This is a genomic window from Micromonospora sp. DT47, assembly GCF_049844475.1.
Taxonomy (GTDB): Bacteria; Actinomycetota; Actinomycetes; order Mycobacteriales; family Micromonosporaceae; genus Micromonospora.
In genome coordinates this window covers 19842-34501 of the sequence record NZ_JBNCLC010000017.1, presented here as the reverse complement: position 1 = coordinate 34501, position 14660 = coordinate 19842, and the positions used below count along the sequence as shown (strand labels likewise).

Here is a 14660-nt window from a genome sequence, read left to right as displayed (position 1 = left end):
GATCGAGGCAGGTTTGACGGGTGAAGCTGTCGAGTCCTGGTCGTCCCTGGTCGCCTCCGAGGTCGGCGTTCACCGGGTTCCGGTTCCCCGCAGAGGCGATCGTCGTCGCGGTCCGCTGGTACCTGCGCTACAACCTCTCCTACCGGGACGTGGAGGAACTCCTGGCTGAGCGCGGTGTCGAGGTCGACCACGTCACCGTGTTCCGGTGGGTGCAACGGTTCACCCCGTTGCTGGCGGACGCGGCCCGGTTCGCTCGCCACTCGCCCGGTGACCGGGGGTCTGTCGACGAGACGTACGTGAAGGTCAACGGGGTTTGGCGGTACGTCTACCGGGCGGTCGACCAGCACGGGCAGGTCATTGACGTGCTCGTCTCGGCCCGCCGTGATGCCGCCGCGGCCCGGCGGTTCTTCCGGCGGGCGCTGCGGATGCTGAAGGTGACGCCCAGCGAGGTCGTCACCGACGCCGCCCCGGTCTACCCAGCGGTGCTCGACGACCTGATCCCCTCGGCCTGGCACCACGTCGAGCGGCACGCGAACAATCCGATCGAGGCCGATCACAGCCAGCTCAAGCACCGGTTACGACCCATGCGTGGGCTCCGGACCGCCTCAACCGCACAGGTGATCATCGCCGGACACGCGTTCATGCAGAATGTCCGCCGCGGACACTACGAACTCGGGCTCGACAGTCAGCCCAAGCTCCGAGTCGTTTCGGCGTTCAGCAGGCCCAGGTGAGCCTCCCCCGGTAGCTAGGAGGGCGATCTGCAGGGCGGCCTGCGCGGGCGTGAGGTGCGTGGTGTCGACGACCTCGGCCTCGGCATGCAGCCAGGTGCAGGCCGCCTCGGCGTAGGGCTCGAGGTATCTGAGGCGGAACGGGGAGGCAACGGAGTGTTCCGCCTCGATACGCCCGCGGAGGGTGTCCTGGTCAGCGTGGAGGACGAAGTGCCTTACCGGGATGGCATGTCGGGCGAGGCCCGTGCTGATCTCGCGCCAGTATTGCTCGACCAGCACAGTCATGGGCATCACCAGGGTGCCGCCGGTGTAGTCGAGTACGCGGCGAGCGGTCTCGACGACGAGCTGCCGCCACGGCGGCCAGTGCTGGAAGTTGTCCGTGCTTGGCAGCCCCGGCGAGATGTCCATGAGTGTCTCGCCGACCTTCTCGGCGTCGAATACCCGGGAATCCGGAATCAGTTGCTGCACGAGCAGGCTGGTCGTCGTCTTGCCCGCACCGTGGGTGCCGTTGAGCCATACGATCACGCGACACATTCAACTCGCGTGAGCAACCGGACGGCGTCGGTACCCGGTTTGGGGCGACCAGGAAGGGCAGTGGGCGCATTCGTCCGCCGCCGCGTGCCCGGCGCGGCGCCGTCGTCTGCCACTCCGTGTCGCGGCGGCAGGGTAGCGGTTCCTCCGGACGCAACGGATACCCCTTCGACTGGTGCAGCCCGGCCACGCCCGGCGCCTCAGCACGATCCACTCCCAAACCACCCGCCGTCGCTTACGTCGAACGAAGGAACCGTCCATCAGATGAAGATAGATCACCAAACGCGCAGGTCACGGGGTGGAAGTGATCCCGCCGCGCTAACACTGACGGCGGCACGAGGGCGGACAGCTCGGCGGTACGCGTTACCCCGCGGGCCGCAGGGCCAGGCGCGGAGCTCGGGCTCTAGATAAACCACACCGGCGGGCCGCCGCCTCTCGGTGCTGAACTGCGGATGACCACTGGGTTGTTCGGACCAAGATGGCGGAATCAGCAACGCAGCCCGCACCGCCCCGACCGGCCGGTACCGCCGATGGCTGAGACCGCCGCGGTCGGGGCGGTTGTGCATCTGCTGGCCACCGCCATCGAGGATGGCCGGGACCTGTCCTCGATGAGCGGCATCCTGGCCGACAGCTCCTATCGTCTGCTGCCGGCCTGACGGCCCGGCCTCACTTCAGGTGCCGGGCGAAGAACCGGTTCCCGTCGTCCCCCTCGAACTGCGGGACGCCGGTGTGCCCGCCCATATTGGCGTGCAGCGTCTTCTCCTTGGAGCCGAAGGCGTCGAACAGGTCCAGGGCCATCTGCCGGTCGTTTCCTTCGTCGTCCCACTGCAGCAGGACCTGCAGCGGAATGGTGACCTGTCGGGCCTCCTCGAACATGGTGCGGGGCACGAAACTCCCGGCGAACAGAAGGGCGGCCGAGATGCGCGGCTCGACCACCGCCAGCCGGATGCCGATGGCGATCACCCCTCCCGAGTACCCGACCGGGCCGCCGATCTCGGGCAGCGAAAGGAGGGCGTCCAGGGCGGCCCGCCATTCCGGGACCGCCTTCTCGACCAGCGGGAGGACGAGCCGGTCGACGATCTCGTCGTCGACCGGCTCGCCGGCCTCCAGCGCCCGGCGCAGGTCGGCGCGGGCCTCCTCGGCGGCGGCGGAACGGGGCCGGTCACCGCTCCCGGGGAGCTCGATGGTGGCCGCGGCGAAGCCCTCCGCCGTGGAGTGCCGGGCCCGGGCCACCAGTCGGGGGTACATCTTGTGCAGTCCGCCGGGGTGGCCGATCAGGATCAGCGGGGCCGGTGCGGATGCGAATCCGGGCGTCCACAGGATGCCGGGGATCTCGCCGAGGGTGAACCCGCGTTCGAGGACGCCGTCGTCGAGGCGCTGTTCGGAAGTGAATCGCATGGTCGTGCCTTTCGGGTGCTCGTGAACGGCGCTCCCGGACGACCTATCGCCCGACCGTGACCCCGGAGGGGAGCACCCATGTCGATACTGCGTTCACGGGTACCACCTCCTCGATCTCTCGCACGGCCGCCGGAAAAGTAGCAGTGGTCGCCGTGGTCCGCCAACGGGTTTCCGCGGAGGCTCCGTGGCCGGACGCCACGGAGCCACTCGCCTCAAGGCCAAGGCCGTGCAGTCAAGGGCTTCGGCCTGTGGCGTGATCGCAGCATGGCGAAGCCATACCTCGGTCAGCGGCTGGCACCGAGACAGTGCCCCGGCCTCTCCGGGCTGGTTGTCGAAGGCCCGCCGCCTACCTCCGAACTTCCGCCACCAGTCCCGCCAATTACCCTCGAACATCGCCATCCTCATCCGGAAAGGACACCGGCCACGGTTGTCGCGTCCGGTTCAAGGTTGCGGATGATCAAGGCGCCGACCAGCGACTCGCAGGGTAGGTCCGGACGGCGCCGGGTGAGAGTGTCCGGATTTACCTTGCGGTTTCCGGGCTCGGCGGTGTCTGTTGGTTTCCCTCCGCGTCGGACGAGTCCATCGAGGCCCATCTGACCATCGTGTTCGCCGCGCTCGCGGTCACCAGGTTCGTCGAGAACGCGACCGGCTGGTCCATCAAGCGTTTCGTGCGCACCGCGCGGCGTTACCGCACGGTACAGATCAGGGTCGGCGCCCACACCCTGACCGCCGAGACCCACTCCCGTCTGACCTACGCGAGGCGCTGGCCCAGATCAACTGACGAGGTGCGCACTAGCCTGAGCCGAGTCAGGTGACAAGGGTCATGATCGTCATCTGACAAGACCCGCTTGATTCCTCCCGGCTTGACGCATGCCGATAACGGTATATGATGGCGTCCATGGCACGAGCAGCGACGACGTCGGACGTCTTCAACGCGATCGCCGAGTCGCAGCGCCGGGAGATCCTGGTGCTGCTGCGGGCGGGTGAGCGGCCGGTGACCGAGTTGGCCCAGGAACTGGGGATGACCCAGCCGGGGGCGTCCAAACACCTGCGGGTGCTCCGGGAGGTCGGGCTGGTGCGAGACCGCAAGGCAGGCAAGCAGCGCCTGTACGGCCTTGACGCCCGCGGGCTGCGACCGGTCCACGAGTGGACCGGCGGGTTCGAGCGGTTCTGGAACGAGAGCTTCGACCGGCTGGACGCGTACGTGCAGGACCTGAAGCAGGCAAGGCAGGAGGAGTAGCTGATGAGCGAGATGGGACGAGGAGCGCCGGCGCAGTCCGCGACGGCTGACCGCGAGATCGTGATCTCCCGGGTCATCGACGCCCCACGGGAGCTGGTGTTCGAGGCGTTCACCGAGGTGCGGCACCTGTCGCGGTGGTGGGGGCCGGAGGGGTTCACCACCACCACGCGGTCGTTCGAGTTCCGCGTCGGCGGGGAGTGGGACTTTGTGATGCACGGGCCGGACGGGACGGACTACCAGGAGTGGATCTCCTGGACCGAGATCGTCCCGCCGGAGGGGATCGCGCTGCTGCACGGTGAGTCCCGCGGCGACCCGAACGCCTTCGAGTCGGTCCTGACGTTCGCGCCCGACGGGGCGGCGACCCGGATCGTGATGCGCACGGTGTTCCCCACCAAGGAGCTGCGCGACGAGGCGGTCGAGAAGTACCACGCGATCGAGGGCGGCCAGCAGACCCTGAGCAAGCTGGCTGGCTACGTCACCGAGATCGTTCGGAAGGGAGCTGAGGGCTGATGGCCGGGAAGGTGTTCTTCAGCGTGTCGATGTCGCTGGACGGTTTCATCGCGCCCGAGTCCCTCGAGGACTTGATGGGGCAGCAGTGGATGGAACTGCAGCAGTGGATATTCCCGCAGCGCTTCCTCCGGGAGAACCTGAAGCTCGGCGAGGGCGGCGAGGAAGGGCGCGACAACGACATCGTGCGGGAGACGTTCGAGCGCACCGGCGCGAGCGTGATGGGCAAGCGCATGTTCGACGCCGGCGAGCAGATGTGGCCGGAGGAGGCGCCGTTCCACACGCCGGTGTTCGTCGTGACGCACGAGAAGCGTGACCCCTGGGAGCGGCCGGGTGGGACCACCTTCCACTTCGTCAACGACGGCATCGAGCCCGCGCTCGACCAGGCCCGCGAGGCCGCCGGCGACCGCGACGTCCGCATCGCGGGCGGCGGCGCGACGATCCTGGAGTACGTGAACGCCGGCCTGATCGACGAGTTCTCGATCGCGCTCTCACCCGTGCTGTTCGGCTCCGGAATCCGCCTGTTCGAGGGCGTGGACGCGGGCCGCGTGGCCCTGGCGCCGGTCCGCGCGGAGCCCTCCCCGAGGGTGACGCACCTCACCTACGCCGTCCGGGAGCGGTAGGCGCACGGCGGACGACACACGGCGGACGGCGGACGCGAAGGAACACCCACGCGGTTGGCACGCAGACGGTTCTCCTGCCGGGATGACCAGCCCACCTGCTGGATGGCCAGGAAGGAGCCGGGAGGATCCGGTGGCACCGGGCCGCTCGGCGCTGTGGGGCTCGAATATTCGGTTCGGCTGTCTGAAGTGCGGTTCTGTGCGAGCTCGAGCCCTGCGCAGCCGTCATGCTCGTGGCCATGAGCGCGTGGTTGCTGTACCTGCTGCTTCGCCAGATCCTGCAGATGTTGTCCCAGATCACCCGCGACGGTGGGGCCAAGGATGTGGAGATTCTGGTGCTCCGCCATCAGGTGGCGGTGCTGCGCCGACAGGTGACCCGCCCCGTCCTCGAACCGGCCGACCGGGTGGTGCTGGCGGTGTTGTCGCGGCTACTGCCCCGCCCTCGCTGGTCGGTATTCTTCGTCACCCCGGCCACGCTACTGCGGTGGCACCGTGAACTCGTCGCCCGACGATGGACGTACCCGCATGCCCGGCCGGGCCGGCCACCGGTCGACAAGCAGGTCCGTGACCTGGTGCTGCGACTCGCGGCGGAGAACCCGTCGTGGGGGCACCGCCGCATCCAGGGTGAACTGGTCGGCTTGGGCTACCCGGTGGCGGCCAGCACGGTGTGGAAGATCCTCAACCAGGCCGGGGTCGACCCGGCACCCCGGCGGTCCGGACCGACCTGGAAACAGTTCCTGACCGCCCAGGCCCACACGATCCTGGCCTGTGATTTCTTCACCGTCGACACGGTGTTGCTCAAGCGGATCTACGTGCTGTTCTTCGTCGAGATCGCCACCCGGAAGGTTCACCTCGGCGCAGTGACCGCGCATCCAACCGGCGCCTGGGTGACGCAGCAAGCACGGAACCTACTGATGGACCTCGACCAACGTGCGGCTGGGCTGCGGTTCCTGCTCCGCGACCGCGACAAGAAGTTCACGAACACCTTCGACGCCGTGTTCACCGCCGGAGGCATCGACGTGATCAAGACCCCGCCGCAGGCACCCCGGGCGAACGCGTTCGCCGAGCGGTGGGTGGGCACCGTACGCCGGGAGTGCACCGACCGGATGCTCATCGTCGGCGAGCGCCACCTCGCGGCCGTCCTCGCCGAGTACACGGCCCACTACAACGGCCACCGCCCACATCGATCGCTCGGCCAGCAGCCGCCCAACCCGCCGTCGGGAGTCACTGACTTGACCGCCGCCTGGGTCCGACGGCGCCCGATCCTCGGCGGGTTGATCAACGAGTATTCGCAGGCAGCGTAGCCGAACCGGCTTTACGAGCCCCACACGTTCCAGCACCGCGATCTGATGGCGCAGGGCAAGGATCTCCACGTCATTGTCCCGATTGCTCATTGGCAGCAGGCGCAGCACCGCGAACGCATTCGTCACACCCAAGTACGCCAGTCGCAGCAGCACGGCAGCCCATCATGCCGCATCGATCACCAGCTACGCCCAGGCCCAGCGCCCAGCAACCGGGCCTACATCACCGACACGCCACACCGGCCCTCACCAGGGCGGATGGGGTTTTCGGCAGGGGCAAGGTTCAACATGTCCGCCGGTCCCCCAACGCAACAGCGCCCTCGCAGGTCCCGTCGCGTCCACCGTGGTCATCGACGCTGCGCTGCCTCGAGCAGCTTCCTCCACGACTTATATTGACCTGTGTATGAAGTACATCATAGCCTTCAGCCGATTCCCGTGGACGAGGAGGTTCCTAGATGGAGATCCGATCATCACCCATACGACGACGGCGCACGCTCGCCGCGATGAGCATCGTCGTCGCCGTCACCGCGTCGCTGGCCCCGGTCTCGGCGGCCTCGGCTGCCGAGACAAGGGCCGAGCGTCCTGTCTATCTCAACCCGTCGCAGCCGACCGGTAGCCGGGTCGCCGACCTGCTCGGCCGGATGACGCTTGTGGAGAAGATCGGCCAGATGACGCAGGCCGAGCGGAGCGCTGTCGCCAGCGATCCCACCCGCGTCGCCCAGTGGGGCCTTGGCTCTGTGCTCTCCGGCGGTGGATCCACCCCCGCGCAGAACACCCCGGCGGCCTGGGTGGCGATGGTCAACGAGCTGCAGGCGCAGGCGCTCAGCACCCGCCTCGCGATCCCGCTGATCTATGGGATCGATGCCGTACACGGGCACGGCAACGTCTACGGAGCCACCATCTTCCCGCACAACGTGGGGCTGGGCGCCACCCGCGATCCGGAGCTGGCGGAGCGGATCGGCCACGCCACCGCCACCGAGGTACGCGCGACCGGCATCCCCTGGAACTTCTCACCCTGCGTCTGCGTCTCCCGCGACGAGCGGTGGGGCCGCAGCTACGAGAGCTTCGGCGAGGACCCAGCACTGGCGGCTCAGATGGCCACGATCATCGATGGTCTCCAGGGCCGCAAGGGTCAGCTCGACAACGACGACCGGGTGCTCGCCACGGCCAAGCACTTCGCCGGTGACGGCGACACCCAGTACAACACCGCCATCGCCGCGGCCAACGCAAGCCAGCCGTGGTGGTCGCAGCGCTACACCATCGACCAGGGCATCACGGTGACGAACCGTTCCGACTTTGCCCGCATCGACCTCGCCCCCTATGGCCCGGCGCTACGCAATCACCGCGTGGGCAGCGTCATGCCGTCCTACTCCAGCGTGGACTGGACGGAGGACGGGCTCGGCAACCCGGTCAAGATGCACGCCCACCAGGAACTGCTGACCGACGTGCTCAAGGGCGAGATGGGGTTCGATGGGTTCATCATCTCCGACTGGGAGGGCATCCACCAGATCCCCGATCCGGCCGAGCCGACGAATGGGGGGCTGACGGCGTACAAGGTCCGGGTGGGCGTCAACGCGGGCACGGACATGTTCATGCAGCCCAACAACGCGCCGCAGTTCCAGGAGCTGCTGCTCGCCGAGGTCACCGCGGGACGGGTCAGCCAGGAGCGAATCGACGACGCGGTAGGGCGAATCCTGCACAAGAAGTTCGAGCTCGGGCTGTTTGAGCACCCGTACGCGTCGGCCGACAACATCGACAGGGTCGGCAGCGCGGCGCATCGGGCGATCGGCCGGGAGGCCGTGGCGAAGTCGCAGGTACTGCTGAAGAACGCGGGCAACGCGCTGCCGCTGCGCCCCAGCGCCAAGGTCTACGTGGCCGGCCGCAATGCGGACAACATCGGCCACCAGGCCGGTGGCTGGACGATCACCTGGCAGGGCACCTCAGGCGATGCCATCCCCGGCACCACGATCCTCGAGGGAATCCGCGAGGTCGCTCCCGGTGCGACGGTCACCTACAGCGCCGACGCATCGGCGCCGACCACCGGTTCCGACGTCGGGGTCGTGGTGGTCGGTGAGTCATCCTACTCAGAGGGGTACGGGGACATCGGCGGACCCGAATGCGGCTGGTGCTCCCAGCCGCAGCAGGAGGAGAAGTCGCTCGCCCTGCAAGCTGGTGACCGTGCGGTCATCGACAAGGTATGCGCCGAGATCAGCACCTGCGTCGTTCTCGTCGTCTCCGGCCGGCCACAGCTCGTCACCGACCAGCTCGGCCAGATCGATGCTCTCGTCGCATCGTGGCTGCCGGGCAGCGAGGGCGCCGGGGTTGCCGACGTGCTCTTCGGCAAGCGCCCCTTCACCGGTCAGCTGCCACTGAGCTGGCCTCGGGACGCGGCTCAGGTGCCGATCAATGTTGGCGATGCTGACTACCAGCCGCTGTACCCGTTCGGCTGGGGTCTGCGGACCGGGCCGCGCTTCCCGGGCGACCCCGTTTCGCTGGCACGGGACGAGGCACAGGAGGCGGTCATCGCCGGCCGGGCACCCGCCAACTGGGCACAGCTCATCGCGGACGCCGACCACACACTGCTCACCGGCAACCAGGGGCAGGCGCTGAAGCTGCTCAAGAGCGTGGCGCGCTAAACCAGGTCACAGCTCCTTCAGGAGCTGGTGCTAACCACCACCGGATAAGCACCAGCTCCTGAAGAGCGGCGGCGCGCGCCGAGGCGTTGAGCAGCAACGATGCGGCGAACTGATGGCCCTTGACCTCCCAGTGAAGGTCGAAGTGGTCAAGTTGGCGCTGCTTGCCGTACGGCGTGCGCGCGTTGGTCCGTTGAGCACCTGGGCCGGCCGGAATCATCGCTGCTGAATCGATGCCTGGCTCTGCGGCCAGTCGCGCAGGTGCGGTATACGTCCCGGGACCTGAGACTGCGATCCCACAGGCAGCGCGTTGACCAGGGGTTCCTGCACGGTGACCTCTTCGGCGGACCCGAAGAGGTCACGAAGCAGTTAGCCTTGTGTAAGTCTCAGAGTCTTGCCGATCGTCATCGGCGGTGGGGCAATGGTTCGTGTCGCTCGGACACGCAAACCCCTGCGAAGCATTTACGACTGACGATGACTGTCGCTTTCCAGTGCAACGCTCCGCTGATCGCAGATGATCGTGATCGCGTAGGCACGCAGGAGTCGGGCAAGCTCGCCTGGTTCGTTGGTGGCCTGGACGTGCGCGAGGTGACGCCGGGCCTGGAGGTCATCGCTGCTGATATGTGGAAGCTGCGCGAGGACGCGGGCGATGATGACGTCCTCGCGCAGGTGCGGGTTGGCAACCTGTCGTGCGGTCGGCTGGTGGGCGGTGGTGTGACCGTGTCGGCACCGGTAGCAACGGTTGCCGTGGCTTCACTGCGATTCCAGGCTGCGTCCGCACAACGCGCAGCGCAACAGCCCGGCCAGCAGGTACGTGCGCTTGGTTCCGTCCGCAGCCTGGGGCAGAGCGCTGACGGCTTGCGCGGCGAGGAAGTCCTGCTCGCTGACCAGGGCAGGATGCGCGGGCTTGGTCGACAGCGCCCATTGGGTACGGGCGGCAAGCCGCCGCGCCTGGAGCAGGCCGGGTAGGTCGTCCTGTGTGCGTTCCCGGTCGCTGCGCTTCCGGTTCCACACTTGTCGTCCGGTGTAGCGCGGGTTGGCCAGGATCGCCGCCACGGTCCGCAGCCGCCACGCGTCGCCGGGGCGGTGCGGGTTGCGTACGGGGTCGGCGGCCGAGGGACACGGCACTCCCATCTCGTTGAGCGCCCGGGCAATGCCGGCGATGCTGCGCCCGGCCAGCCGCTGGGCGAAGATCCATGCCACGTGCGGGGCGGTGTCCGGGTCCGGCTCAAGCCGGTGCAGGCGACGGCCCCATTGCGCGTGAGCGCGGTTGGGGTGGGGTCCCGCGTCAACGAGCCGGTACCCGTAGGGCGGCCGGCCGCCCAGGTAGCGGCCCTGCTCGCGGGCCTGCGCCTGCATCGCCATAGTCGTGCGGAACCGGGCCCGTTGGACCTCGCGTCTGGCCTGAGCGCCCAGCATCATCATGAGCGCCTTGTGAGTCACGTCGTCGAAGTCGACCGGCCCATCGGTTTCGGGGATCCACATTTCGACGCCGTGGTGACGCAGTGTCTCCGCGAGGCGGCTCAGCTGGCTGCCGGAGAACGCCCGCGCGTACTCGCCGACCACGACCGCGTCGAACCCGCGATCGGGACCGGCGAGTGCGGCCAGCAGCGCGGCGGCCTGCGGCCGCTGGGCCCATGACAGCTCACGGGTGCGGCCGACGTCGAAGAACTCGACCACGATCCGGCCCCGACCGGCGATCAGCTCCGTCGCGACGTCTAGCTGCCACCGACGCGATGACACTGGATCCTGATAGTCCCTCGTGGATACCCGTCCGTAGAACGCGAACCGCGGCCCGACCGGCGCGGCAGGACCGCGACGGCGGGTTCTCGGCGTCTTGCGGTCGATCCACGCCGCGAGCAGATCCCCCTCATGTACATCCAGCACGGGCGGCGGTTCAGCATGGGCGGCTTCGGTAGCCTTCCCCAATGGCCAACCCGATCGACGAGCCCTGCACAGGCGATGACTTCGATCCCGTCTATGTGGAGATGGACTGGTACGACGGACCACGGACTGGTCTGGCCGCTGTCAGAGGGGTGCCGCACTACTTCCGCGCGGTCCACGACCAATCGCGGTGATCAAGGCTCGGGCCGAACCTGACCCGCAGGTGGGGCCGCAGGCTCACCCCGCACCGACACGGCAAGCCCACCGCCATGCCCTCGTCCCGGCTACGCCGGGATGCTGCCGCGCACGTGGTCACGGCCCGAGTTTCTTCTCAGTCGGTGGATCATTGGGCGGGCATGGGCATGGGCATGGGCGTGGCCGCGGTCGCGCGCAGGCCGTCCAGGGCCACCTGGAGCACTCTGCGCCAGGCGGATTCGGGGACCACGGGGGCGATCCGGCCCAGCGCGACGAGCAGCAGCGAGACGTCCTCGGCGGTGACGTCGGGGCGCAGCTCGCCGGCCTCCCGCGCGGCGCGGACCAGTTCCGCGATCAGCGGTCCCACCTGCTGGCGGCAGTGCTGGCGGGCGGTGTTGCCGGCCTGGCTGGGCAGCGCCTGGCAGTACGCGTCGAGCAGGCCGGGGGACGCCGTTTGCCGGGTCAGCGCGTCGCCGAGGAACCGGCTCAGATCCGGCCAGGCCCGGCCGGTCAGCGCGGCTGCCGCCTGCTCGGCCCACGACGTGAACACGTGCTCCAGCGCCGCGTCGAGCAGCGCCTCCTTGGTGGGGAAGTGGCGGTAGAGGGTGCCCATGCCGACCTCGGCCCGGCGGGCGATCTCGCGCACGTCGACGTCGCTGCCGCGCTCGGCGATCAGCCCGGCCGCGGCGTCGAGCAGCCGGCCCCGGTTGCGGGCGGCGTCGCTGCGGGTGGCTGGTGATGTCATGCACACATCCTACCGGAGCGGTTGCTCCGTTTCGGTGCTACCGTCGGAGGGAAGGCGGAGCAAGTGCTCCGCTTCACGCCGACCGGGTCCACCGGGTCCGGCCGGCGGACCGAGCCTGGTCACGCCGGCCTGATCCGGCACGGCCCGCCGGTGCCCGCTCGAGTCAGAAGGACCGCCGCATGCCCACTCCGCTCTCCATCCTCGACCTGGCCCGCATCGGCCCCGGCGAGACCGCGCGCGACAGCATCGCGGCCAGCGTCGAGCTCGCCCGCACCGCCGAGGAGCACGGCTACCAGCGCGTCTGGTACGCCGAGCACCACAACATGCCGACGATCGCCTCCTCGGCGCCCGCCGTGCTGATCGCGCACGTCGGCACGTTCACCCGCAAGATCCGGCTCGGCGCGGGCGGGGTGATGCTGCCCAACCACACGCCGCTGACCATCGCCGAGCAGTTCGGCACCCTCGACGCGATGTACCCGGGGCGCATCGACCTGGGCCTGGGCCGTGCTCCCGGCTCGGACCAGAACACCATGCGCGCCCTGCGCCGCGACGCACAGTCGGCCGAGGCGTTCCCGCAGGACGTGCTGGAGCTGCAGGCCTACCTCGCCGGGCGGTCGCGCATCCCCGGCGTGGACGCGGTGCCGGGTAAAGGCTCCGAGATCCCGCTGTACATCCTCGGCTCGTCGCTGTTCGGCGCGACCCTGGCCGCCGCGCTCGGCCTGCCGTACGCGTTCGCCTCGCACTTCGCGCCGCAGGCCCTGGAGGCGGCCGTGGCCGCGTACCGGCGGGAGTTCTGCCCGTCCGAGCAGCTCGACCGGCCGTACGTGATCGCCGGGGTCAACGTCGTCGCCGCGGACACCGCCGCCGCCGCCCGCGAGCAGTTCCAGGCCACCCGCCGGGCGTTCGCCACGGGCCTGTTCGGGCGCGGGCAGAGCTTCACCGACGAGCAGGCCGACCAGCTCCTGGCCCAGGGCGCGGGCGCGCACGTCGACCAGATGCTGCAGTACTCCGCCCTCGGCACACCCGCCGAGGTGCGCGACTACCTCGAGGCCTTCGTCCGGCAGGCGGGCGCCGACGAGCTGATCGTCGCCCACCACGCCACCGGCGAGGCCCGCCTGCGCTCGGTCGCCCTGCTCGCCGAGGCGATGCAGCCCGCCCACGCCTGACCGCCGCTCATGATCGCTCGACTTGCCAGGCACAACGCCGTGGAGTTAAGGCTGTGACCGGTGTGTCAAGCCCTGCGGTTGCATAAACAACAGAACTCCTCTATGTCGAAGTTCGACCAAGAACGATTCGGCGAGAGGAGTTCCGTTGCAGCAGGAGTCTGTCACCACGCGGGTGGGCGTGTCGGCGTTGTCGAAGGCGCGCCGGCGAGTGGGCCCGGCGCCGCTGCGGGCGTTGTTCGAGGCGGTCGCCGGGCCGGTGGGTACCCCGCACACGCCAGGGGTGTTCTGGCGGGGCCGGCGGGTGGTCGCCGTCGACGGCACCCTGCTGCGGGTACCGGCCGCCGGCGCCGTCGAGACGGTCTACCGCCGACGCCGGGGGCCGCGTTACGAGTGGGGCTACCCGATGCTGCGATTGTGTGTGCTGGTCGAGTGCGGCACCCGGGCGCTGCTGGGTTCGGGCCGGACACCGTTGGGGAGACCGGCTACCGGCTGCTGCACCTACTGACGCGGGGATGCTGCTGCTGGCCGACGCCTAGCCCACCGAGCCCCTGGGCGGGGTCGCAACCGCGAAGACTCTGCTCGGTCGGTCGGGACGGCGCATGTTGGGGAGATCGACCATGGCGACCTGGCACTTGGCCCAGGAGGGTAGCGATCTTCGGCCATCTCAGGCTGCCGGAGTCCTCAAACGTGAACTCCCATGACGAATCCCCGACGGGCGCCCGAACGGGTTCGCCTTGACGTCGCACTGAAGCGCATCGCGGCCACTTTCCGCGGCGTGGCTGCTCATCCCAACGAGTACAACTGCGAGTGCCACTGGGGCGGCCCGGAGGAACTGGCGCAGCTGAAAGTGCCGGACGTTGAGCTCGATCGTGCCGCTCGTGTATGTGGCCACGCTGGCGGCGATGCACTGTCAGTCTTCCTGGTGAACCAGCAGTGGCGCGACGTCCAGGCGTGGCCCTTGCCTGGTTCAGCAAGAACGGCGACCATTCAGGCCAGCACCGATGTGGAAGTCGTCAGCGGATGGATGAAGCGCGATCGCCTTCGATCATTCCACGATCCGGGCTGTCTGTAGACGTGGGCTGGGGTATATGGATCGGTCTTTGCGCGATAGTTCTCGCCGACGCTCCACTTATCGGCGCCAGTTCCACGGGTCTCAGGTGGAGGTTCTTAGGAGATGCGGGACATCGTCCGGTACTCGGAGTCAGACCTGCGCCGGATCTTCGGTGGGGTTGTCCCGTCGGGGGCTTCAGGGCTGCTTGAGGTGGAACTGCCGCGCGAGGTGGAGGTTCTCTTCGAGGCCTATCCAATCGAGAGGGCCAGCCTTTCACCAGATTCTCCGTCACGGCTAGCGATCGGGCGCGCCTGGCACGGCCTCTGCGAGGTTCAGATCGACCTCGCTGAGGGATCGGTGTGGTCTGTCGTCCCGGTGGAAGATGGCTCGCCCGAAGTCACCTTCATGAACCGCGACGTCGGCCGTTTCGCGGTCTTTCTCCAGCATGTGGGTGAGATGGCCCGTCTCGCCGAGGTGGAGGAGGGACGGCGCTGTTGTGACCGTGCGGAAAGCGTCCGTCGAGAGCTTGTTCGGGTGGATGAGCCGGCAACCAGGGAAGGCGCCTGGTGGGCCGCGATCATCGAAGAAATGGTAGACATGGCCTAACTTGATCTTCAATCTGTGGCGGCTGGTTGGTGACCCCAGCTGAAACTACTCAGCA

15 protein-coding genes and 1 pseudogene are annotated in these 14660 nt (G+C 68.6%); 13 read left to right on the top strand and 3 right to left on the bottom strand.

What is annotated here, in order from left to right; genetic code table 11:
• Positions 1–26: 26 nt before the first annotated feature.
• Positions 27–731, top strand: coding sequence for an IS6 family transposase (locus ACLQ2U_RS22945; protein ID WP_425752874.1), 705 nt, complete (start codon positions 27–29; stop codon positions 729–731).
• A gap of 1058 nt (positions 732–1789) precedes the next feature.
• Positions 1790–1915 carry a hypothetical protein gene (locus tag ACLQ2U_RS22940; protein ID WP_425752796.1) on the top strand — a complete coding sequence of 42 codons (126 nt, stop codon included), beginning with the start codon at positions 1790–1792 and terminating at the stop codon, positions 1913–1915.
• A 10-nt stretch (positions 1916–1925) separates the two neighbouring features.
• Here the strand turns inward: ACLQ2U_RS22940 and ACLQ2U_RS22935 are convergent, their stop codons facing one another.
• Positions 1926–2657, bottom strand: a complete 732-nt coding sequence (locus ACLQ2U_RS22935; protein WP_425752795.1) for an alpha/beta hydrolase — start codon at positions 2655–2657, stop codon at positions 1926–1928.
• 575 nt (positions 2658–3232) lie between these two features.
• Here ACLQ2U_RS22935 and ACLQ2U_RS22930 point away from each other — a divergent pair.
• The 6 genes and pseudogenes from ACLQ2U_RS22930 to ACLQ2U_RS22905 all read left to right on the top strand — a co-directional run.
• Positions 3233–3438: pseudogene (locus tag ACLQ2U_RS22930) on the top strand (IS1634 family transposase); the annotation flags it as partial.
• A gap of 117 nt (positions 3439–3555) precedes the next feature.
• On the top strand, positions 3556–3897 hold the full coding sequence (locus ACLQ2U_RS22925) for an ArsR/SmtB family transcription factor (protein WP_425752794.1): 342 nt from the start codon (positions 3556–3558) through the stop codon (positions 3895–3897).
• 3 nt (positions 3898–3900) lie between these two features.
• Positions 3901–4407 carry an SRPBCC family protein gene (locus ACLQ2U_RS22920; protein ID WP_425752793.1) on the top strand — a complete coding sequence of 169 codons (507 nt, stop codon included), beginning with the start codon at positions 3901–3903 and terminating at the stop codon, positions 4405–4407.
• Positions 4407–5027 carry a dihydrofolate reductase family protein gene (locus ACLQ2U_RS22915; protein WP_425752792.1) on the top strand — a complete coding sequence of 207 codons (621 nt, stop codon included), beginning with the start codon at positions 4407–4409 and terminating at the stop codon, positions 5025–5027. The genes ACLQ2U_RS22920 and ACLQ2U_RS22915 overlap by 1 nt, the downstream gene beginning before the upstream one ends.
• 236 nt (positions 5028–5263) lie before the next feature.
• Positions 5264–6328: an integrase core domain-containing protein gene (locus ACLQ2U_RS22910; protein ID WP_425752791.1), complete on the top strand. Its 1065-nt coding sequence runs from the start codon at positions 5264–5266 to the stop codon at positions 6326–6328.
• 500 nt (positions 6329–6828) lie between these two features.
• Positions 6829–8961, top strand: coding sequence for a glycoside hydrolase family 3 protein (locus tag ACLQ2U_RS22905; protein WP_425752790.1), 2133 nt, complete (start codon positions 6829–6831; stop codon positions 8959–8961).
• 750 nt (positions 8962–9711) lie between these two features.
• On the opposite strand, the gene ACLQ2U_RS22900 is transcribed toward ACLQ2U_RS22905, so the two are convergent.
• The gene (locus ACLQ2U_RS22900; protein ID WP_425752873.1) at positions 9712–10701 is read right to left on the bottom strand and encodes a recombinase family protein; all 990 of its coding nucleotides are present in this window, start codon (positions 10699–10701) and stop codon (positions 9712–9714) included.
• Positions 10702–10886: 185 nt separating this feature from the next.
• Between ACLQ2U_RS22900 and ACLQ2U_RS22895 the strand changes: the two genes are divergently transcribed.
• On the top strand, positions 10887–11036 hold the full coding sequence (locus ACLQ2U_RS22895; protein WP_425752789.1) for a hypothetical protein: 150 nt from the start codon (positions 10887–10889) through the stop codon (positions 11034–11036).
• Between the two features lie 149 nt (positions 11037–11185).
• On the opposite strand, the gene ACLQ2U_RS22890 is transcribed toward ACLQ2U_RS22895, so the two are convergent.
• Positions 11186–11782: a TetR/AcrR family transcriptional regulator gene (locus ACLQ2U_RS22890; protein WP_425752788.1), complete on the bottom strand. Its 597-nt coding sequence runs from the start codon at positions 11780–11782 to the stop codon at positions 11186–11188.
• Positions 11783–11961: 179 nt separating this feature from the next.
• Between ACLQ2U_RS22890 and ACLQ2U_RS22885 the strand changes: the two genes are divergently transcribed.
• The 4 genes from ACLQ2U_RS22885 (at position 11962) to ACLQ2U_RS22870 (ending at position 14605) form a co-directional block, all read left to right on the top strand.
• Complete coding sequence (locus ACLQ2U_RS22885; protein WP_425752787.1) at positions 11962–12948, top strand: LLM class flavin-dependent oxidoreductase; 987 nt, start codon at positions 11962–11964, stop codon at positions 12946–12948.
• Positions 12949–13093: 145 nt separating this feature from the next.
• A complete protein-coding gene (locus ACLQ2U_RS22880) occupies positions 13094–13453 on the top strand; it encodes a hypothetical protein (RefSeq protein ID WP_425752786.1) in 360 nt (119 codons plus the stop codon).
• A gap of 192 nt (positions 13454–13645) precedes the next feature.
• Entirely contained in the window at positions 13646–14020 is a 375-nt protein-coding gene (locus ACLQ2U_RS22875; RefSeq protein ID WP_425752785.1) for a hypothetical protein, read from the top strand.
• Positions 14021–14122: 102 nt separating this feature from the next.
• A complete protein-coding gene (locus tag ACLQ2U_RS22870) occupies positions 14123–14605 on the top strand; it encodes an SUKH-4 family immunity protein (protein ID WP_425752784.1) in 483 nt (160 codons plus the stop codon).
• The last annotated feature ends 55 nt before the right edge of the window (positions 14606–14660 follow it).

What these genes read in the sequence shown, in the direction of transcription:
- ACLQ2U_RS22940 (WP_425752796.1), top strand. Translation starts at nt 1,790, where the DNA reads ATGGCTGAGACCGCCGCGGTCGGGGCGGTTGTGCATCTGCTGGCCACC.
- ACLQ2U_RS22935 (WP_425752795.1), bottom strand. Translation starts at nt 2,657, where the DNA reads ATGCGATTCACTTCCGAACAGCGCCTCGACGACGGCGTCCTCGAACGC.
- ACLQ2U_RS22925 (WP_425752794.1), top strand. Translation starts at nt 3,556, where the DNA reads ATGGCACGAGCAGCGACGACGTCGGACGTCTTCAACGCGATCGCCGAG.
- ACLQ2U_RS22920 (WP_425752793.1), top strand. Translation starts at nt 3,901, where the DNA reads ATGAGCGAGATGGGACGAGGAGCGCCGGCGCAGTCCGCGACGGCTGAC.
- ACLQ2U_RS22915 (WP_425752792.1), top strand. Translation starts at nt 4,407, where the DNA reads ATGGCCGGGAAGGTGTTCTTCAGCGTGTCGATGTCGCTGGACGGTTTC.
- ACLQ2U_RS22910 (WP_425752791.1), top strand. Translation starts at nt 5,264, where the DNA reads ATGAGCGCGTGGTTGCTGTACCTGCTGCTTCGCCAGATCCTGCAGATG.
- ACLQ2U_RS22905 (WP_425752790.1), top strand. Translation starts at nt 6,829, where the DNA reads ATGAGCATCGTCGTCGCCGTCACCGCGTCGCTGGCCCCGGTCTCGGCG.
- ACLQ2U_RS22895 (WP_425752789.1), top strand. Translation starts at nt 10,887, where the DNA reads ATGGCCAACCCGATCGACGAGCCCTGCACAGGCGATGACTTCGATCCC.
- ACLQ2U_RS22890 (WP_425752788.1), bottom strand. Translation starts at nt 11,782, where the DNA reads ATGACATCACCAGCCACCCGCAGCGACGCCGCCCGCAACCGGGGCCGG.
- ACLQ2U_RS22885 (WP_425752787.1), top strand. Translation starts at nt 11,962, where the DNA reads ATGCCCACTCCGCTCTCCATCCTCGACCTGGCCCGCATCGGCCCCGGC.
- ACLQ2U_RS22875 (WP_425752785.1), top strand. Translation starts at nt 13,646, where the DNA reads ATGACGAATCCCCGACGGGCGCCCGAACGGGTTCGCCTTGACGTCGCA.
- ACLQ2U_RS22870 (WP_425752784.1), top strand. Translation starts at nt 14,123, where the DNA reads ATGCGGGACATCGTCCGGTACTCGGAGTCAGACCTGCGCCGGATCTTC.